Here is a 20083-nt window from a genome sequence, read left to right on the forward strand (position 1 = left end):
GGCCCGAACGGCCGCAGCCGGTCCCAGAAAACGCCGCCCCCGGGGCGGCGTTTTCATTTCAGGCCGCCTCCGGGTCCAGCAGGTCCTCCTCCTGATAGCCGGGATTGTTGACCCGACGGGTCACTGGCTCGGCGCGCATGGCGTCGTCAGGGGGCGGTCGGATCAGGCCCTCCGCGTCTTCGGGCGAGCCCTCGAGCCAGCGGTCCCAATCGGCCTCTTCGATCAGGACGGGCGAGCGGTGGTGGCCGATTTCGGTCAGCAAACGATTGGGCTGGGTGGTCACGATCGTGAATGATTCGAGTACCGAACCGTCGGCCAGGGGCGACCGGTCCCAGAGCCCGGCCATGACCAGGAAGGCGCCGTCACGTGGAAGGATCCGCCAGGGCTGCTTCGGTTTGCTGCGCTGGTCCCATTCGTAGAACCAGGAAAACGGCACCAGGCAGCGCTGCTGTCTTTTCCAGGCGCTGCGAAAGCTCGGCTTCTTCGAAACCGTTTCGGAAAAGGGCACGCCGGCTTCCGAGCGGCAGTTGGCGGTGGAAAAATCGGGCAGCTGGCCTTTGAGCCAGGCCGGGATCAGTGGCCAGATCAGGCCAGCGGCTTCGCGGCCGGATTCACCGGATCGAATGATCGGGACGCGGGTCCAGTGCACCTGGCCCTTGGACACCCAGGACGGGGCCAGGTTGAGAATGCGAATCCCGCCCTCGGGCGCGGGCCCGATGAGATTGAAGAACTCCCACAGTCGCTTCCAGTCGTAGTCGATACCGCCACGTCCACACATGGCAGGCAGTGTATCGGATTGCTGCTAGAATTCGCACACGTGCCGAGGTGGCGGAATTGGTAGACGCGCCAGGTTTAGGTCCTGGTGTCTTTATGGCGTGGAGGTTCGAGTCCTCTCCTCGGCACCATTCATTCTGCCCCGATGTCTTCGGGGCCCCCGGAATCACTCTCTTCGCGTCAGAGCCATTGCTGTTGGGCGGCGGGCAAGGCCATTGCTTCGCTGGGTCTGCGCGCTCTACCGCTACGGCTCCGCGGAGTGGGGTGGCTACGCCTGCGTTCTCGAACGCTTTGCGTCCGAACCACTCCGGCTACGCCGATTGTTCATGGCGCTTCAGGTGCTGAAGACTGGGAACTTGGGGGGTGATGGTGCCCAGGGGGAGACTCGAACTCCCACATCCTTTCGAATACTAGCGGGTGAGGTGGCTTCGACTGCGCTCACGAGCGCGATGCGCTCTACCGCTCCGTCTACGCCGGTTGTCGATGACGCTTCAGGTGCTGAAGACTGGAAACTTGGGGGGGTGATGGTGCCCAGGGGGAGACTCGAACTCCCACATCCTTTCGAATACTAGCACCTGAAGCTAGCGCGTCTACCAATTCCGCCACCTGGGCAATTCGGTGTGGCCGTGGGCCATTTGCGGTGTCGATCACTCGACAGGCCGCGCATTATAAGCGCGGATTTCCGGTTTGTCATCTATCCCGGAAAAAAAATCGGCCGGATTTCAATTATCCGGCCGATTTCGGAATTAGATGTGGCCGAGGCAAGGGGGGAACCTCGGCCACGAACCGGATAGGGGAAGGGGGGAACCCCACTCCGGAAATTCAGATTCTACGGGCCGCGCGGCCGGTGTCAAGTTGGGAATTCTGAAAATGTGATCCATTTCTCATATCTTTTTCCTGCTATCGCCGGTCCAAGAGGCGTCGGAGGGCGCGGAATCAGGGCAGCGATCACGGCTGGGCGGTATAATTCGCGGCCATTGTGCTCTGCCGGCGATTCCGCCGCTTCGCCTTATCAAGATGGAGGTTTTTTCGTTCCCATGGACTTTCGACTGACTGAAGAGCAGCAGATGATCCAGGCTGCCGCCCGTGACTTCGCTCGCAACCAGATTGCGCCCGTTGCCGCCGATTTCGACGCCTCTGGTGAGTTCCCGCTGGACAATATCCGCGCCATGGGCGAATTGGGCTTGATGGGAATCGAGGTGCCGGAAGCCTACGGTGGCTCCGGGCTCGATACGATCGGCTATGTCCTCGCCCTGATGGAGGTCTGTGCGGCCGATGCGGCGCATGGGACGATCATGTCGGTCAATAACTCCCTGTTCTGCAACGGCATCCTGAAGTACGGCACCGAAGAGCAGAAGCAGAAGTACGTTCGTGCGATCGCTTCGGGCGAGCAGATCGGCGCCTACGCCCTGACCGAGCCCCAGTCCGGCTCGGATGCCTCCAGCATGAAGTCCCGTGCCGTGCTGAGCGAGGACGGTTCGCACTACGTGATCAACGCACGCAAGTCCTGGATCACCTCGGGCCCCCATGCCCGCTACCTGGTGCTGTTCGCGTCGACCGATCCGGCCGCCGGGGCCAAGGGCATCACCGCCTTCATGATCGACACCGAGCGCGAGGGCTTCTCGCGCGGCAAGACCGAACCCAAGCTGGGGATTCGCGCATCGGCCACCTGTGAGATCGAGCTGAACGACTACCGCTGTCCAGTCGAGGACCGGCTCGGTGAGGACGGACAGGGCTTCAAGATCGCCATGAGTGTGCTCGATGCCGGTCGCATCGGCATTGCCGCGCAAGCGGTGGGCATCGCCCAGGCGGCCTACGATGCGAGCCTGGCGTACGCGCGTGACCGCAAGGCCTTCGGCAAGGAAATCGGCACCTTCCAGATGATCCAGCAGAAGATCGCGGACATGAAGTGCAAGCTCGAAGCCGCTCGATTGCTGACCCTGCGCGCCGCCTGGGCCAAGATGCAGGCGGTCGAAACCGGGGCCCGCTTCACGGTGGATGGTTCGATGGCCAAGCTGGTCGCCTCCGAGGCGGCCATGTGGATCACCCACCAGGCCGTGCAGCTGCATGGTGGCATGGGTTACAGCAAGGAGATGCCGGTCGAGCGCTATTTCCGCGATGCCAAGATCACCGAGATCTATGAAGGCACCAGCGAAATCCAGCGGATGGTCATCGCTCGCATGGAAACCGGCCTGCGCTGACAGGTCGGTCGAGACAACAAACAAGAGGAGCCGCCCGAATCCGGGCGGACTGACAGCCATATCACGTCGGGAGTCGGGGCCTGATCGAGATGAGCAAGACCGAAGAACAGAAGAAAGCTGCGCATCTGGCGCAGGTCATGGATGCAATTCGCCAGGGCGCAGGCAAGGACCGGGCCGCCGATTTCGCGGCGGAACTGTTCCGGCGGGCGCCGGCCGATGAACTGCTCAGTGTGGATCCGCGCCAGCATGCCGCGCTTGCCACCCAGTTCTTCGATTTCGCCCAGCAGCGCCGGGCCGGGGAGATCAAGCTCAGGATTTACAATCCCGAGCCCGACAAGCACGGTTGGGAAACCACCCACACCGTGCTCGAAATCATCAACGATGACATGCCCTTCCTGGTCGACTCGGTGGTGCTCGCCCTGTCCGATCTGGGCATTTCGGCCCACCTGATCGTCCACCCCGTGCTGCACGTTCGTCGCGATCAGGGCGGTCACTGGCTCGGTCTGGACGATAGCGATGGGGATCAGGGGGCATCGGAATCCCTGATGCACGTCCAGTTCGACCGGCAGACCTACCCGGAAACTCTGGCCCGCATCGAGCGTCGCGTGCGCAGTGGCCTGGCCGATGTGGCTCGCGCCGTGTCGGATTGGCCGGCCATGGTCGAGCAGGCGCGGCGCATTGCCGAGCGCCTGCCCGAGACCCATGCACCGATGGGGGCGGGAACGATGAAGGAGACGCAGGACTTCTTCGAGTGGCTGGCCGACGACCACTTCACCTTTCTCGGCTACCGCGAGTACGTCATCGAGGACTCCCCGCAGGGGCGCGTACTCAAGCCCGTGCCCGGCAGCGGGCTGGGGATCATGCACGACGAGCACCGTCAGGCGCCGGCTCGCCTGATCACCGATCTCGGGCCCGGCGTGGCCGAGCCCACGGTGCACGACCCGGTCATCATCACCAAGACCAACGGCACCTCGACGGTCCATCGCGGCGGCTACATGGACTACATTTCGGTGCTGCATTTCGACGAGGACGGGCGCGTCCGCGGCGAGAAGCGCCTGATCGGCCTGTTCACCTCCGGAGCCTACATCCGCCGCTGCCAGGACACGCCCCTGGTGCGCATGAAGGTCCGTGAGGTGATCGAGCAGTCCGGGCTGCGACGCGGCAGCCATGCGGGCAAGGCCTTGCAGCACATTCTCGAGACCCTGCCTCGTGACGAGCTGTTCCAGGCCTCCTCCAGCGACTTGCTGGACCTGGTCACCGGCATCCTGGATCTGCAGGAGCGTAGCCAGACCCGCTTGTTCATTCGTCGCGAGCGTTTCGGGCGGTTCTTCTCCTGCCTCGTCTTCATTCCGCGCGACCGATTCAATACGGAGAATCGGCAGAAGATCCAGCAGATTCTCAAGCGGACCCTGAAGGGCGAACGCCTCGACTTCGCGGTTCAGGTCGGTGAGTCCAATCTCGCTCGAGTGCACGTCGTGGTGCGCCCGAAGGGCGGGCAGGCGATCGATTACGACCTGGCCGACATCGAGGCCAAGATCAAGCAGGCGGTCCGGGCCTGGTCCGACGAGTTGAGCGAGATCCTGGTGCGCGAGCACGGCGAAGAGCAGGGCCTGGAGATGAGCCGTCGCTACGGCGATGCCTTCCCGGCCTCCTACACGGAGGATGTCTCGCCCAGCGTGGCCGCCTACGACGTGGCCAATGTGGCCTATCTGCGTGATCTCGACGACCTGCGCATGAGCCTGTACAAGCCGCGCCAGCGTGAGCGCGGCATCCTGCGCTTCAAGCTGTTCAAGCACGGCGATCCGATCCCGCTCAGCGACGTGCTGCCGATGCTCGAGAACCTGGGCATGCGGATCGTCTCGGAGCGGCCCTACGAGCTGCGCCTGGGTCAGCGCAGTCGCGTCTGGATCCAGGATTTCGACATGCGCCCGCCCGACGGGGAAGAAATTCGCCTGGATCTGATTCGCGAGAACTTCCAGACTGCCTTCGAGCAGACCTGGCGCCGCCGCTGCGAGAATGACGGCTTCAATCGACTGGTGCTCAAGGCCCATATGGGCTGGCGCCAGGTCACATTGCTGCGCGCCTGCTGCAAGTACCTGCTGCAGACAGGGATTCCGTTCTCGCAGTCCTACATGGAGCAGACCCTGGCGGCCTGGCCGCTGATCGCGCGCCTGCTGGTCGAGTACTTCGAGCTGCGCTTCGACCCCGATCGGGCGCGCTGGAACAAGGCGCAGCGCGGCAGTGCGCGCAAGCGCCTGGAGCATCAGTGTCGCTCCTTGCTGGCCGGCTATCAGGACGAGGTGCTGCACGAACTGGTCGCCGAGCTCTGCGAAGGGCTCGAGCAGGGGCAGGCCGACGCGGACGCGATGCCGATCCGCAAGACCATCCTGCGCGCCATCGACAGCGTCACGTCCGCCGATCAGGACCGCATTCTGCGAGCCTTCTACGATCTGATCCGCTCGATGCTGCGGACCAATTTCTTCCAGCTCGACGCTCGCGGCGAGCCCCATGAGCACATGAGCTTCAAGCTCGATTCCTCGCTGGTGCCGGAACTGCCGCGTCCGCGGCCGTATCGGGAGATCTGGGTCTATTCACCGCGCGTCGAAGGTATCCATCTGCGCGGAGGCAAGGTCGCGCGCGGAGGCTTGCGCTGGTCCGATCGACGCGAGGACTTCCGCACCGAAGTGCTCGGTCTGATGCGTGCCCAGAACGTCAAGAACACGATGATCGTGCCGGTCGGTGCCAAGGGCGGTTTCGTCGTCAAGCAGCCGCCCGAGGGCGAGGATCGCGATGCGATGATTGCCGAGGTGGTCTACTGCTACCGGAGCTTCATCCACGGCCTGCTCGATATCACCGATAACCTGGACGGTGAAGACATTCGTCCGCCGGAGCGGGTCGTCCGTCACGACGACGATGACCCGTACCTGGTCGTGGCCGCCGACAAGGGCACGGCCACCTTCTCCGATATCGCCAACGCGATCTCGGCCGAGCACGGTTTCTGGATGGACGATGCCTTCGCTTCCGGTGGATCGAACGGCTATGACCACAAGAAGATGGGCATCACCGCCAAGGGCGCCTGGGAGTCGGTCAAGCGGCACTTCCGCGAGCTCGGTCTGGACACGCAGTCGGAAGCTTTCAGCGTCGTTGGCATCGGTGACATGGCCGGTGATGTCTTCGGTAACGGCATGCTGCTTTCCCGGCATATCCGCCTGAAGGCCGCCTTCAACCACATGCACATCTTCCTCGATCCGCATCCGGACGAGGAAGCCAGCTACAAGGAGCGCAAGCGCCTGTTCGAGCTGCCAAGGTCGACATGGGCCGACTACGACAGCAAGCTGATTTCGCCGGGCGGCGGAGTCTTCTCCCGCCAGGCCAAGTCGATCGAGCTGTCCGATCAGGTGCGCGAGTGGCTCGGCATCGAGGAGCGCTCGCTGGCGCCGCACGAGCTGATCCGGGCCCTGCTCAAGGCACCGGTGGACCTGCTCTGGAACGGTGGCATCGGAACCTATGTCAAGGCCGAGACCGAAACGCACGCCGACGTCGGCGATCTGGCCAACAACCTGGTCCGCGTCAATGGCAAGGAGCTGCGCTGCCGCGTGGTCGGGGAGGGCGGCAATCTGGGTCTGACCCAGCTCGGTCGCATCGAATACGCGCTCAGCGGCGGTCGGATCAACACCGATTTCATCGACAATTCGGCCGGCGTGGATTGTTCCGACCACGAGGTCAACATTAAGATCCTGCTCAACCTGGCCATGGATCGTGGCCGTCTGGATGTCAGCGCTCGCAACGAACTGCTCAGCGAAATGACCGCTGAGGTTTCTGATCTGGTATTGCGCAGCAACTACCTGCAGACCCAGGCCCTGAGCATGATGGAAAGCATGACCGGCGATCGCCTCGGCGCCGAAGAGCACTTCATCGCGATGCTCGATCGGCAAGGTGTGTTCGATCGCGACCTCGAGCAGCTGCCGGACGAGGAAGCCCTGCGCGAGCGCGTGGCACGCGGCCAGGGTCTGACGCGGCCGGAGCTGTCCCTGCTGCTGTCCTACGGCAAGATCACCCTGTACAAGGACCTGCTGGCCTCCGATGTGCCGGAAGATCCGTACCTGTCGCGCGAGCTGGAGGGGTATTTCCCGAGCGCGCTTCGCGAGCGCTTCGGTGATCTGATGCCGGAGCATCGCCTGTGGCGCGAGATCATCGCCACCAAGGTGACCAACTCGATCGTCAACCGGATGGGCGCGAACTTCGCCATGCGCCTGCGAGAGGACACCGGTGCGAACTCCGCGACCATCGCCAAGGCCTACACGGTGGTTCGCGAGATCTTCGGCGCACGCGACTACTGGGCGGCGATCGAAGCCCTGGACAACCAGGTGCCGGCGTCCCTGCAGACCGAAGCGATCCTCGAGATGTGGAACCTGCTGCGGCAGATGACGCGTCGCCTGATTGCCCTGCCGGGCGGTTATGCCATCGACATTTCGAGCAAGGTGCAGCGCTTCGCTCCGGGCATCGAGATCTACTCTTCCTGTCTGGACAAGGTGCTCAGCAGCGGTCTGAAGGCCCGACTGGTCGAACGTCGCGCGAGCCTGGTCGAGGCGGGCATGCCCGAGGAGCTGGCACAGCGCATCGCACAGCTGCGCTACATGAACGCCTCGCTGGACATCGTCGACGAGGCGCGCACCCAGGAGCGCGACGTGGCCGAGGTCACTCGCATCTACTTCGAACTGCTCAATCGTCTCAGCCTGAAGTGGCTTCGTCAGCAGGTCGAGAAGCTGCCGGTCGAGCGCCAGTGGCATGCCCACGCCCGCGGTAATCTGCGCGACGAGCTCTACGACTACCACCGTCATCTGACCCGTCGAGTCCTGACCGAATGCGGGGAAGAAGAGAAGCCGGTCGAGGCCTGGTTCAAGCGCTTCGAGGCGGAAATCTCGCGCGTGTCGGTGATGCTCGAGGAAATGCGCAACATGGGGCAGGCCGACTACCCATCGATGCAGGTGGCCATCAAGGGCCTCGGCCAGTTGCTCAACGCGACCTCCTGATGGCGAAGTCACCGGCCCTGGCCTTTCTTGCCAGTGAACACCCGGGTGCGCAGCATGCCGCCCGGGTCTGCCGGGAGCGCTATGGCAGCGTGGCACCCGCCCAGGCCGACGTGATCGTCGTGCTGGGCGGCGACGGTTTCATGTTGCACACCCTGCACGAACACACCGATCTTGGCCTGCCGGTCTTCGGTATGCGCCTCGGAGACGTGGGCTTCCTGATGAATCGCTATGCCCCGGACGAGCTGATCGAGCGTATCGAACAGGCGCGTCTGGTCGAACTCACGCCCCTGGTCATGGAGGCCGGCCGTGAGGATGGCACGAGCCATCGGGCGGTGGCCATAAACGAGGTGTCCCTGCTTCGCCAGACCAGTCAGGCGGCCAATCTGAAGATCATGGTCAACGGGCAGGAGCGTGTCGAGCGCCTGGTGGCCGATGGCGCCCTGGTGGCGACCGCGGCAGGCTCCACGGCCTATAACCTGTCAGCGCACGGGCCGATCCTGCCCCTGGGCACGGAGGCCATCGTGCTGACGCCGATCAGTCCCTTCCGTCCGCGGCGCTGGCAGGGTGCGATCCTGCCTGCCTCCGCAGTGGTAAGATTCGAGGTGCAGCAGCCGGCCCGGCGGCCCGTCAGCGCCACGGCCGACTACGACGAATTCCGCGACGTGGCCTGGGTGGAAGTGCGGCAGAGTCGGCGCATGCGCCACCGTCTGCTGTTCGACCCGGAGCATTCGCTCGAAGAGCGGATTCTCAACGAACAATTCCTGACCTGATCCGGATCCGGACCGACCTTACGATGAGTGACACCGATTACCAGGAAAACGAAGCCGAAGGGGCGCCCGGTCCGCTGCTGATCGGGATCTCGTCGCGAGCACTCTTCGACCTGGACTCCACTCACAAGATCTACGAAGAGCAGGGCCTGGAAGCGTACATGGCCTACCAGCGCGAGCGCGAGGACGAGATCCTGCAGCCCGGCGTGGCCTTCAATCTGGTCAAGAAACTGCTGCATCTGAACCAGGACGGCATGGATCATCCCGGCGTCGAGGTCATACTGCTCTCGCGCAACAGTGCCGACACCGGGCTTCGCATCTTCAATTCCATCGAGCACTACGGCCTGGACGTCCAGCGCGCCGTCTTCACCAATGGGGCCAGCCCCTCGCAATACATCGAGCCCTCGGGCGTGCAGTTGTTTCTGTCTGCAAACGAGGATGACGTGCGTCGGGTGCTGATGGCAGGCTACGCGGCGGCCACGATTCTGCCCTCGGCCACCCGCGAGAATCATTCCAGCCAGCTTCGCCTGGCCTTCGACGGGGACGCGGTGATCTTTTCCGACGAGGCCGAGCGAGTCTACAAGGAGCAGGGCCTGGCGGCCTTTTCCGATTCGGAGCGTCGCGCGGCCAGCCAGCCCCTGGCGGCCGGTCCGTTCAAGCGGGTCCTCGAGGGGATCCAGCGCATCCAGTCGGCCTATCCGGTCGAGGAAAACCCGATTCGCACGGCCCTGATCACGGCGCGCTCGGCACCGGCCCACAAGCGCGTGATCCTGACCCTGCGTGCCTGGGGTATCCGGGTCGACGAGGCCTTGTTCCTGGGCGGACGGCAGAAGGCCCCGTTCCTGCGTGCTTTCGGCGCCGACATCTTCTTCGATGACCAGCAGATGCACTGCTCGATCGCCAGCAAGGAAGTCGCGACGGGCCATGTGCCGCATGGGGTGGCCAACGAGCCCTGATCGGCGGCCGCCCGGCCCAGGCTCATCGGGTCTGACCGAGTGCTTCCATCAAAGAGCTTCCATCCAGGAGCGTGATCCCTGAGTGCCCGGTTTTCCGTACGGAGAACCAACACTCTTCTTTCTGGAGCACGCCATGTCTGCCTTTGCCTCTCGCGGCCGTTTTCGGATGGTCCCTTTCCTGGTGGTCTCGATGCTTGCCACTCCGGCCGTTGCGGTCGATACGGTGCCTGACCCGAGCTGGGATGGTGACGGGGTCGCCGTGGCCACCGGTTTCTCCTCCGGGAACGCAGCCGTCAGCGATCCTCTCGGCGATCTGTATCGGACCGGTACAGGCAAGCTCGTCATGATCTCCCGCCCGTCGGATTACGACGGGGTGCTCATGTGGCGCCTGAACGCCGATGGCAGTACCGACACCAGCTTCGGCGGCGGTGATGGCGTCACCGAGCCGGACTGGCTCGGCGGTAATTTCTATCCGACAAGCAGCCTCCGTCGTTCGGATGGGCAGATCGCGATCGCCGGTCGTGCCAATGGCCATTCCGGTGTCTGTCTTCTTCCTGTGGCCGGGACCGCCTTCAACGGCAGCTTCGGCGACGACAATGGCTGCGCCACCCACACCTTCCTGGAGTTCACCGAGGGGCTGGACTACGAGAGCTACAGTGACCTGGTCAATCTGCCCGGCAATGCCCTGCTGGCGGTGGGCCATTACAACGACGACCAGATCCTGATCACCACCACGGCCGTGACCCTGTCCGGAATGGACGATGTGGGTGCGCCGCTGATCGGCTTCGGCGTCGACGGTCATGTCGCGCTGGAGTGGGAAGGTCTGCTGACGCTCCGGCCCCACGTGACACGGGTACGTGGCGGACAGGTCGTTGTCCTGTTCGGTGGAATCCGTTACGTTCCCGAATTCACTCAGGACCTCTACGCCGTGCGGATCAATATCGCCGATGGCAGTATCGATACGAGCTACGGTGACAACGGTCTGGCGCGCGTGCATTTCGATGGTGTGGGCGGCGGTGATGCCCGAGTCGCCGTGCGCGACGCGCAGATGTTGAGCGATGGCAGCGTGGTCGCTGCCCTGCAGCTCGCCGATGAAGGCGAGCTCGACTGGATCGGTGTGGCCAAGCTCGACCCGGCAGGTCAGGCCGATCCTTCCTTCGGCAATATCGGTGGTCGGGTCTGGTTTCGCTTCGATGAACTGTTCCAGTATCAGGTCGTCGGCGGCATGACGGTCGACGAGCAGGGGCGCATGCTGATCACGGTGACGATCGGTGACGATCCGGACTGGCTCAATGGCAGCGAACTGGCCATGGCTCGCTTGTTGGCCGACGGCCGCTTCGACCGACGCTTCGGTGAGTCCGGTCGCTGGCGCATGGAGCTGGACCGCGCGGGCCCGGGCTCGAAGGACATCGCGGTCTCGGCGCGCTATGAAAACGGACGATTGTTGTTGGGCGCAGTCTCGGACGGGCAGGTCGGGGACCTGATCGCGGAACTCGAGCCGACCATCCTGGGCTTCGAGTCGACCTTGTTTCGCGATCGCTTCGAGGCGCCGCTGCTGCAGCCGGAACCCTGATCAACCTGCGTTTCGGTCGCAGTCACAAGCCATGATCTTGACCTCGCGGGCAGGGGCAATTACAGTCGACCGGCTTCGCGTTCGACTTCCTGAGCGCTCCTGACGTGCGCCCCCGCAAGGACTTTTCCATGAAAAACAGCACCCTGACCTTTCTTCTTTTTCTTCTCCTGAACTTCGCCTGGGCACCACTCGCCTTCGCTCAGGAGGAGGATGTCGAGCCCAGCGAGGTCGAACAGGAGGCGGACGATCCCCGGGAAGACTGGTCGGTCAACGAACCGCCGGGTGAGTGGCAGACGATCGCGATCGACACCGAGACCGTGACCTGGGCCGACGTCGACGTCAGCCCGGACGGCCAGACCCTGGTCTTCCACATGCTCGGTGACATCTACACCGTCGGCATCGAGGGCGGAGAGGCGAGGGCGCTGACCGAAGACATCGCCTGGAGCTTTCAGCCCCGCTTCAGCCCGAGCGGCGAGGAGATCGCCTTCATCTCCGACCGCGGCGGTGCCGAAAACATCTGGATCATGAAGGCCGACGGCAGCGACCCGGTCCAGGTCACCAGCGAGACCGAGCACCTGTTGCACAATCCGGCCTGGTCGCCGGACGGGCAGTACATCGCCGCTCGCAAGGGCTACGTGTCGACCCGTTCGATTCCGGCCGGCTCGATCTGGATGTACCACCGCTCAGGGGGCAGTGGGGTCGAGCTGGTGGCTCGCACGCACGGGGATCAGTCGCAGAAGAACATCGCCGAGCCCTTCTTCTCGCCCGACGGCGAGTACGTGTACTTCAGCCAGGATGTCACGCCCGAGCGTGTCTGGGCCTACAATCGCGACGCCAACCAGGGCATCTTCGCCGTTCGTCGCCTGGAGCTGGCCAGCGGCGAGGTCGAGACGGTCACCGGCGGCCCGGGCGGTGCCATTCGTCCCGTGCTCTCGCCGGACGGCAAGCAGCTGGCCTTCGTTCGCCGCAACCCCACCGAGCTGAGTTCGCGGCTGATGGTTCGTGACCTGGACTCGGGCATCGAACACACCCTTTTCGACCGACTCGAGCGCGACAAGCAGGAAACCTCGGGCGACATGGGCAACTACCCCGCCTTCGCCTGGCACCCGGACGGCGGGTCGATCGTCATCTGGGCCGGTGGTGGATTCCACCGCATCGGTACCGACGGCAGCCATCAGGAAATCCCGGTGCGGATTCGCACCCAGCGCGAGATCCGTCCGGCCCTGCAGCGCAGCGTCGAGGTGTCTCCGGACGAATTCCCGATCCGCATGGCACGTTGGACCCAGTCGAGCCCGGACGGTCGGTGGGCCATCTACCAGGCCCTGGGCTACCTGTGGCTGCACGATCTGGAAGACGGCGGCCATCGTCGCCTGACCCGCCAGAACGAGCACTGGGAGTTCTACCCGCGCTTCTCGCCGGACTCGCGCTGGGTGGTCTACACGACCTTTGACGATCAGGATCTGGGAAGCGTTCGCATCGCGCCCGTCGGACGAGGACGCGGTCGGGTGCTGAGCAGCGAACCGGGCCACTACGTCGAGCCGAGCTTCTCGCCCGACGGCGAACACGTGGTGTATCGCAAGACGAGCGGAGGCTACCTGACCTCGCCGAACTGGTCCGAGCGAACGGGCCTCTATCGAGTGGCGCTCGACGGCGGTGAGCCGGTGTTCGTCACGGACAGCGGTTCGGACCCGCAGTTCTCTGCGGACGGGGAGCGGATCCTGTTCAGCCAGCGCCTGGATGGAACCCGGATGGCCCTGAATAGCGTCGATCTGAACGGCCAAGATGCGCGCGAGCACCTGGTCGGGGCCTGGATCACCGAATACGAAGTTTCCAGCGACGGTCGCTGGGTCGCCTTCGCCGAGCATTACAAGGCCTATGTCGCCCCGTTCTTCGCGACCGGACAGGTGGTGAATCTCAGCTCGGGCACGAAGGCCTTTCCGGTCCGCCAGGTTTCGGCCCGTGCCGGCGCGGATCTGCATTTCACCAATGACAACCATACCCTGGCCTGGTCCCATGGCGCGACCCTCTATCGTCGTGACCTGAGCGACGCCTTCGCCTTCCTGGCCGACGCGCCGGAGGAACTGCCCGAGCCGGTCACCGAGGGCCTGGACCTGTCGATCATGGTCGAGAGCGACCGCCACGATGGGCGCATCGCCCTGAGCAACGGTCGCATCGTCACCATGCGCGATGCGCAGAATCAGCAGGAAGTGATCGAGAACGGGGTGGTACTTGTCGAAGGCCACCGCATCGTCGCCGTCGGTGCAATGGGTGACATCGAGATTCCCGATGGCTATCAGGTCTTCGATCTGGAAGGCAAGACCGTCGTGCCGGGCCTGTTCGACAGCCATGCCCACGGCGCGATGAGCAACCAGCAGCTCACGCCTCAGCAGAACTGGATGCAGATCGCCAACCTGGCCTTCGGTGTCACCGCCAGCCATGACCCGTCCAACGACAATGCCGCTATCTTCTCCATGGCCGAGCTCCAGCGGGCAGGGCAGGTGCTGGCGCCTCGTCTGTACTCCACCGGCAGGATCCTCTACGGCGCCCTGGCCGCCGGGGCCACGGCGCGCATCGACAGCTACGACGACGCCCTGTTTCACGTCCAGCGCCAGAAGGACCTCGGGGCGATCTCGGTGAAGAGCTACAACTACCTGCGCCGCGACCAGCGCCAGCAGGTGATCGAAGCCGGTCATGAGCTCGACATCATGGTCGTCCCCGAAGGCGGCATGCGCTTCGAGCAGAACATGAGCCAGATTGCCGACGGACACACGGGCATCGAGCACAGCCTGTCGGTGCATCGCATCTACGACGATGTGCAGCAGTTCTGGGGGCAGACCGAGGTCGTCTGGTCGCCGACCTTCGGGGTGGCCTACGGTGGCATGATGGGTGAGGAGTACTGGTACGACAAGACCGAGGTCTGGAAGAACGAGCACCTGCTCAACTTCGTGCCTCGGTCCGTGGTCTACCCCCGCTCCATCCGTCGTCCGACGGCACCGGAAAACCTCTACAACCACATCGCCGTGGCAGAGGCCACCCACCAGATGAACCAGCGCGGCATTCCGGTCGTCATCGGCGCCCATGGCCAGCTGGCTGGCCTGGCTGCTCACTGGGAAATGTGGATGATGGTGCAGGGCGGCTTCAGCCCCTGGGAAGCGCTGCGCGGTGCCACCATCGACGGGGCCACCTATTTCGGCATGGAGGCCGATATCGGATCCATCGAAGCCGGCAAACTGGCCGACATCGTCGTCATCGATGGTGACGTCCTGAACGACATCCGCCAGAGCGAGCGGGTCGTGTACACCATGCAGAACGGCCGCTTGTACGATTCTTCGACGATGAATCAGATCGCCCCGGAGCAGGTCGAGCTGGAACCCTTCTTCTTCGAAACCGAAGGCGGCGATGCCTGGAACCAGGAAACGATGCAGTACTTCCACGAGCTCGGACACGTTCTGGGCTGGTACTGCCGGGGCTGATGCCTGGTATCGCCGAAAATTGCGTGCAATCGCAACAGGAAGTCCTAAACATAGAGCGTCGGCCCGGGTGAATCCGGGCCGATGCTTGGTGAAGCTCCATGAAGGACCTTCGCCCCGGACCCTTTGCTTGCGAGCGTCCAGGCAAGGACCGACACCGAAAACGATGCTGGAGGCAGCGCAGGCATGACTAGTCACGACGACCCGGAGCACGCTGATCGCATGGCCCAGCTGGAATCCAAGCTGGCCTTTCTCGAACACACCGTCGACGTGCTGGCCGGCGAGTTGGAAAGCCAGCAGAACGAAGCCCGGATCCTGCACCGGAAACTGGATGCCCTGCATCGCCAGCTGGAGAGCCTGCAGGACGAAACGGGCATCGAGGGTCAGGCCGACGAACGTCCGCCGCATTATTGATTCCAGGCGGCTCCGGGGCAGGTTCGAGCGCGTTCCGGGTACGTTTCCGGCAGCTCGCGCACTGCGGCCCTTTCGCGGCGATTTCGAACGATTGGAGCCTGACCGCCCGTATCGGCACCTGCAGAGCTTGCTCTGACAAAGTTCCGCCACCGATTCTGTTCAGTCATGTCAGACTATCCGCATGCCGAAGCAAACCGTTCTGACCATCGGCGGCGTCCCCGAGCACTTCAATCTTCCCTGGCATCTGGCCATCGAAGAGGGTCGTTTTGCGGACGTCGGCATCGACCTGCGCTGGATCGACTGCCCCGGCGGTACGGGCGACATTGCCCGAGGCCTGGCCGAAGGTCGGCTGGATCTGGCGCTCCCCTTGAGCGAGGGTGCCATCGCGGCGATCGCCCGCGGTGTACCGATGCGCATTCTCCAGTGGTATGTCCGCTCACCGCTGATCTGGGGCATCCACGTTCCCGCGGGAAGTGAATTCCAGTCCGTCGACGCACTTCGCGGCCGGCGCTTCGCGATCAGCCGCTACGGATCCGGTTCGCATCTGATGGCCTTCGTCGCCGCCCGGCAGCGTGGCTGGAACCCGGACGAAGACCTCTGCTTTGTCGAGGTGGGGGATCTGAAGGGGGCAATTGCTGCCTTCGAGAACCGGGAGGCGGATGGTTTTCTGTGGGAGCGCTTCACGACCCAGCCCTACGTCGATCAAGGCCTGATGCGGCGCGTGGGCGAATGCCCGACCCCCTGGCCGGCCTTCGCCCTGGCGGTAAGCGAGCGCCTGGCTGAGGAATCGCCCGACCTGCTTGCCGCCGTCGGCGCGGTCATCAACGAGATCTGCAGCGAGATGGAGGAGCGACCCGACATCGTCGCCATCGTCGCTTCTCGCTACGGACTTGCGCGGCAGCAGGCAGGCGAGTGGTTCGGGCTGACCGAATGGGCCAGCGACGCAACGCTCAGCCGCTCGGCGCTGCGGCAGATCATCGGTACGCTCGACGATCTGGGTCTGCTCGAGCGACCCGTGACGCCCGAGCGCTGCTGTGTGTCCGGCTGCCGTTTCAGCGACTGATCCAATGCCGTCCCGGGACCGTGATGTCGAGCCTTCGCATCGGAGCAGCGTTGGCCGATGGTTGCTCAGTCCCGTCGTTCGACCCGATCCCTTCCGCGCCGCTTGGCCGTGAGCAGGGCCGCATCGGCACGTTCGAACCAGCGCTGGAAGTCGTCGTCGGGTCGGGCTTCGCTGAGTCCGATGCTGACCGTCATGCCCACGTCCGGCACGGCCTTGCAGTTGCGCACCTGCTCGCGCAGCACCTCGAGGCGCGCGAGCGCCGCTTCCGGGCTGGTGTCGGGGAAGAGGATCACGAACTCGTCGCCGCCGTAGCGCGAGACGATATCGGTGCCGCGGGTGTGTCGCTGCATGATCGATGCGAGCGCGACCAGTGCCTGGTCTCCACGAGCGTGTCCGCAGCGATCGTTGATCCGCTTGAAGCGGTCGAGGTCGATCACGGCCATGCAGCTCCTGCTCCCCCGTCGGGTCCGTGCCAACTCTCGATTCGCCTCCAGCAACAGCAGATCGCGCGAGGCCGCCCCCGTGAGCCGGTCGAACATCAGCTGTTCGCGCAGCTTCTCGTTGTCGGAGGCCAGCAGTGGGATGGCCAGGCCGAAGTAGGCCGTGGTCGCGACGATCGCAATCGCGAACTGGTAGACGAAGACGAAGTCGGCCAGGCTCAGGACGGCCAGTAGAACGACGATCAGGAAACTGATCGTGCCCAGGCTCGCGGCGGTCCGCAATGGCGATTCCGAATGGGTCAGCCACATCTGGGGAATGAGCAGGAAGAAGATGAGGAAGGCGCTTTCCTTCGTTCCGAGCATGGCGGCGGCGGCCATCGCGGCGCCCGTCACCAGACAGGCGACCAGCAACTTGACGGCGAAGCTGCCCGTGAGACCGTCCTGCCGCACGGTGTCCAGAGGCTCGATCCAGAATGCCGGCTGCCGCACCAACTTGATCAGCAGAGCGCCGAACAGGGGTCCGAGCACGACCAGCGCCACGAAGTCGCCAATCCAGAAGGCGAGCCAGGTGTCGACCACCGCATCGGCAGAGAGCAGTCCGAAGAGCACCAGGCTGGTGATCACGCCGATCGTGGTGGCCATCGAGCTCGCAGTGGCGATGCCCAGAAAGGCGATCACGATTCGTGGCAGGCTGTGGTGTTGCCGGCTGGCGATGCGACGCAGGGCTGCGGCGCCGATCCCGTAGCAGCCGATATGGGCAATGGCGTTGGCGATTCCGCCGCCGACGATGTCCGTCCAGTCGACGTTGACCTCGTAGAGCCAGACCGACCACAGCGTCGCGATGAAATTGGCGACGAACAGCCAGGGCAGGGCACGCAGTCCGATCACCAGGAGGGCGGCAAAGGTAAGGGCAGCTGGCGGGTACCAGACACTGGCGTGCGCGGTGTATTCCGCCAGATGGCCGACGCCCCACACCGCCAGCCATGCGCCGCAGAGCACGAGGCCCTGAAGAGCCCGATCGATCCTGGTCCGGTCGTTCATGGGTGATCGAAGCCTGGCCCCACGCCACCTGCGGAAAGTACCATCATAGCGACACCGCGTCCTCTGGAATGGCCGTCCTGAAGCTTCATCGAGCCTCAGGCGGACCTTCGTCCCTGCGCAGATCGCCGCTGCCCGGCTCGATGCATCAGGCGAGGGGCGCTTCCGGGTCGTCGATTCGACGTGCGAACAGGTCGTGCGCGTCCGAGCCTGTGATCTCGACGTCGATGAAGTCGCCGGGCTCGACCGGCCCCGGATTCTCGACGATGACCTGGCCATCGATTTCCGGCGCATCGCCGTAGCTGCGGGCGATGGCCACGTCCCCTTCGAGCTTGTCGATGACGACGGGCTCGGAGCCGCCGACGCGTCGTTCCAGGCGGCGGGCGCTGATTTCCGATTGGACTTCCATGAACCGCTGCCAACGCTCGTGCTTGACTTCGTCCGGCACGGGGTCGGCCAGTTCGTTGGCGCGAGCGCCTTCGACGGGGGAGTACTCGAAGGCACCGACACGATCGAGTTCGGCGGCCCGGAGCCAGTCGAGCAACTCCTCGAATTCCTCCTCGGTTTCGCCGGGGAAGCCGACGATGAAGGTGGAGCGGATGATCAGCTGCGGGCATTCCTGGCGCCAGGCCTGCACGCGCTGGAGCGTGTTCTCGGACGCCGCCGGGCGGCGCATGGCCTTCAGTACCCGCGCACTGCCGTGCTGGAAGGGGATGTCCAGGTAGGGCAGGATCAGCCCTTCGTTCATCAGGCCGATCAGGCTGTCCACATGCGGGTAGGGGTAGACGTAGTGCAGTCGGACCCAGGCATCGAGCTCACCCAGGGCGCGGGCAAGGTCGTGGATTCGCGTCTCGTACTCGCGCTCCTGCCAGTAGTCGGTCTGGTACTTCAGATCGACCCCGTAGGCGCTGGTGTCCTGGGAGATGACCAGCAGTTCGCCGACGCCACGCTCGACCAGGGCTTCGGCCTCCCGCATCACCATGCCGAGGGGACGCGAACGCAACTTGCCGCGCATGTCCGGGATGATGCAGAAGCTGCACTTGTGGTTGCAACCCTCTGAAATCTTGAGATAAGCGTAGTGTTGTGGCGTGAGTTTCAGGCCGCCTGGCGGCACCAGGTCGATGCGAGGGTCGTGCGGGCGAGGCAGGTGCTCGTGCACGGACGACATCACGGCGTCGGCCTGGTGCGGACCGCTGACGCCCAGCACCTTGGGGTGGATCTTCAGGATCTCTTCGGGCTTGGCGCCCATGCAGCCGGTCACCAGCACCTTGCCGTTCGCGCTCAGGGCTTCACCGATCGTCTCCAGCGACTCGGCCTTGGCCGAATCGATGAAGCCGCAGGTGTTGACGACCACCAGATCGGCATCTTCGTAACTGGGAACCAATCGATAGCCCTCGGACTTCAGCCGCGAGACGATCTGTTCCGAATCCACCAGGGCTTTGGGGCAGCCCAGGGACACCAGGCCAACGGTCGGGTTCTGATTGGGGCGATTGCTCATGCGCGCATTCTACCTCGCAAGACCCCTGCTCCACGGGCTTTGACTCGTCCTGAAGCTGGAAATCCTTCTCGGACGCGTGCCGATTTCATTCGCGGCAACGGCGGACCACTTCGGCCAGCCTGTCGAAGCCCTCGATCAGGCGAGGTCCGGGACGGCCCAGCCAGGCTTCGCTGATCGGGAGCACCCGCCCGTTTCGGACCGCCGGGAGTTCCGACCAGCCCTCCCGCCGGGTGACGATGTGCGGCCGATACTTGTCTTCGGCTACGCCGCACCAGCTCATCACGATGGCTTCGGGCTGCGCCGAGCAGGCCTGCTCGGTGCTGATTTCCAGACTCTCGCGATCAACGTCGGCAAAGGGATTGACTCCACCGACCCGTTCGAGCATCTCGTTCGTCCAGGATCTGCGGCCGGGAACGATCACCGGCTTGGGCCACCATTCGATCAGGATCGGGACGGGCGCATGCGCTGGAGGGGGAAGGTCCAGGCGCTGCTCGAAGGCCTCGATCAGATGCCGAGCCGCAGTGGCCGCATCCAGCGCCAGGCCGATGCGGCGGATGTCCTCGATCACATCGGTCAGGCCCTGCGGCTGGGTGAGGAGGAGAGGGAGCCCGGCCGATTGCAATCGTTCCAGGCAGCGCTCGTGACCGGGCACGGTCAGCGAGGTGATGACCAGGTCGGGCTTCAGCGCCTGCACGCGTTCGACGTCGATGTCCAGGTCCGGACCGATCCGGGGCAGCGTCGAGACGATCTCGGGAGGGAAATCCGAATGATCGTCGACGCCCACCAGCCAGTCGGCCCGTCCCAGGGCGCAGACGATCTCGGTGTTCGAACAGGTGTGGGAGACGATGCGCATGGG

The 20083-nt window shown here is 64.3% G+C and carries 12 protein-coding genes and 2 tRNA genes; 9 read left to right on the plus strand and 5 right to left on the minus strand.

Annotated elements, in window-relative coordinates:
• Positions 1-58 precede the first annotated feature (58 nt).
• A complete protein-coding gene (locus WM2015_RS06925) occupies positions 59-778 on the minus strand; it encodes an SOS response-associated peptidase (RefSeq protein ID WP_049725362.1) in 720 nt (239 codons plus the stop codon).
• Positions 779-819: 41 nt separating this feature from the next.
• Between WM2015_RS06925 and WM2015_RS06930 the strand changes: the two genes are divergently transcribed.
• Positions 820-905: transfer RNA gene (locus WM2015_RS06930), tRNA-Leu, on the plus strand.
• A 394-nt stretch (positions 906-1299) separates the two neighbouring features.
• Here the strand turns inward: WM2015_RS06930 and WM2015_RS06935 are convergent.
• A tRNA-Leu gene (locus tag WM2015_RS06935) sits at positions 1300-1386 on the minus strand.
• A gap of 425 nt (positions 1387-1811) precedes the next feature.
• Here WM2015_RS06935 and WM2015_RS06940 point away from each other — a divergent pair.
• The 8 genes from WM2015_RS06940 (at position 1812) to WM2015_RS06975 (ending at position 16251) form a co-directional block, all read left to right on the plus strand.
• Positions 1812-2975, plus strand: a complete 1164-nt coding sequence (locus tag WM2015_RS06940) for an acyl-CoA dehydrogenase family protein (RefSeq protein ID WP_049725363.1) — start codon at positions 1812-1814, stop codon at positions 2973-2975.
• Between the two features lie 89 nt (positions 2976-3064).
• Positions 3065-8008, plus strand: coding sequence for an NAD-glutamate dehydrogenase (locus WM2015_RS06945; RefSeq protein ID WP_049725364.1), 4944 nt, complete (start codon positions 3065-3067; stop codon positions 8006-8008).
• A complete protein-coding gene (locus WM2015_RS06950) occupies positions 8008-8778 on the plus strand; it encodes an NAD kinase (protein WP_049725365.1) in 771 nt (256 codons plus the stop codon). Before WM2015_RS06945 ends, WM2015_RS06950 begins: the two co-directional genes overlap by 1 nt.
• Before the next feature lie 23 nt (positions 8779-8801).
• Entirely contained in the window at positions 8802-9731 is a 930-nt protein-coding gene (locus WM2015_RS06955) for a 5'-nucleotidase (protein ID WP_049725366.1), read from the plus strand.
• Positions 9732-9921: 190 nt separating this feature from the next.
• Positions 9922-11304: a hypothetical protein gene (locus tag WM2015_RS06960; protein ID WP_169751116.1), complete on the plus strand. Its 1383-nt coding sequence runs from the start codon at positions 9922-9924 to the stop codon at positions 11302-11304.
• Between the two features lie 128 nt (positions 11305-11432).
• Positions 11433-14777, plus strand: coding sequence for an amidohydrolase family protein (locus tag WM2015_RS06965; RefSeq protein WP_156200964.1), 3345 nt, complete (start codon positions 11433-11435; stop codon positions 14775-14777).
• A 183-nt stretch (positions 14778-14960) separates the two neighbouring features.
• Positions 14961-15188 (plus strand): SlyX family protein, encoded by a 228-nt coding sequence (locus WM2015_RS06970; RefSeq protein WP_082169531.1) that lies wholly within the window; start codon positions 14961-14963, stop codon positions 15186-15188.
• A 181-nt stretch (positions 15189-15369) separates the two neighbouring features.
• On the plus strand, positions 15370-16251 hold the full coding sequence (locus WM2015_RS06975) for a substrate-binding domain-containing protein (protein WP_049725370.1): 882 nt from the start codon (positions 15370-15372) through the stop codon (positions 16249-16251).
• Positions 16252-16316: 65 nt separating this feature from the next.
• On the opposite strand, the gene WM2015_RS06980 is transcribed toward WM2015_RS06975, so the two are convergent.
• The 3 genes from WM2015_RS06980 to WM2015_RS06990 form a co-directional block, all read right to left on the minus strand.
• Entirely contained in the window at positions 16317-17732 is a 1416-nt protein-coding gene (locus tag WM2015_RS06980) for a GGDEF domain-containing protein (RefSeq protein WP_049725371.1), read from the minus strand.
• Positions 17733-17877: 145 nt separating this feature from the next.
• On the minus strand, positions 17878-19227 hold the full coding sequence (rimO, locus tag WM2015_RS06985) for a 30S ribosomal protein S12 methylthiotransferase RimO (RefSeq protein WP_049725372.1): 1350 nt from the start codon (positions 19225-19227) through the stop codon (positions 17878-17880).
• Between the two features lie 85 nt (positions 19228-19312).
• Positions 19313-20080: a cobalamin-binding protein gene (locus tag WM2015_RS06990; protein ID WP_049725373.1), complete on the minus strand. Its 768-nt coding sequence runs from the start codon at positions 20078-20080 to the stop codon at positions 19313-19315.
• Positions 20081-20083 lie beyond the last annotated feature (3 nt).

Origin of the sequence: Wenzhouxiangella marina (assembly GCF_001187785.1) — a bacterium.
In the GTDB taxonomy this organism is placed as follows: domain Bacteria; phylum Pseudomonadota; class Gammaproteobacteria; order Xanthomonadales; family Wenzhouxiangellaceae; genus Wenzhouxiangella; species Wenzhouxiangella marina.

What these genes read in the sequence shown, in the direction of transcription:
- WM2015_RS06925 (WP_049725362.1), bottom strand. Translation starts at nt 778, where the DNA reads ATGTGTGGACGTGGCGGTATCGACTACGACTGGAAGCGACTGTGGGAG.
- WM2015_RS06980 (WP_049725371.1), bottom strand. Translation starts at nt 17,732, where the DNA reads ATGAACGACCGGACCAGGATCGATCGGGCTCTTCAGGGCCTCGTGCTC.
- WM2015_RS06960 (WP_169751116.1), top strand. Translation starts at nt 9,922, where the DNA reads ATGCTTGCCACTCCGGCCGTTGCGGTCGATACGGTGCCTGACCCGAGC.
- WM2015_RS06940 (WP_049725363.1), top strand. Translation starts at nt 1,812, where the DNA reads ATGGACTTTCGACTGACTGAAGAGCAGCAGATGATCCAGGCTGCCGCC.
- WM2015_RS06975 (WP_049725370.1), top strand. Translation starts at nt 15,370, where the DNA reads ATGCCGAAGCAAACCGTTCTGACCATCGGCGGCGTCCCCGAGCACTTC.
- rimO (WP_049725372.1), bottom strand. Translation starts at nt 19,227, where the DNA reads ATGAGCAATCGCCCCAATCAGAACCCGACCGTTGGCCTGGTGTCCCTG.
- WM2015_RS06955 (WP_049725366.1), top strand. Translation starts at nt 8,802, where the DNA reads ATGAGTGACACCGATTACCAGGAAAACGAAGCCGAAGGGGCGCCCGGT.
- WM2015_RS06965 (WP_156200964.1), top strand. Translation starts at nt 11,433, where the DNA reads ATGAAAAACAGCACCCTGACCTTTCTTCTTTTTCTTCTCCTGAACTTC.
- WM2015_RS06950 (WP_049725365.1), top strand. Translation starts at nt 8,008, where the DNA reads ATGGCGAAGTCACCGGCCCTGGCCTTTCTTGCCAGTGAACACCCGGGT.
- WM2015_RS06970 (WP_082169531.1), top strand. Translation starts at nt 14,961, where the DNA reads ATGACTAGTCACGACGACCCGGAGCACGCTGATCGCATGGCCCAGCTG.
- WM2015_RS06990 (WP_049725373.1), bottom strand. Translation starts at nt 20,080, where the DNA reads ATGCGCATCGTCTCCCACACCTGTTCGAACACCGAGATCGTCTGCGCC.
- WM2015_RS06945 (WP_049725364.1), top strand. Translation starts at nt 3,065, where the DNA reads ATGAGCAAGACCGAAGAACAGAAGAAAGCTGCGCATCTGGCGCAGGTC.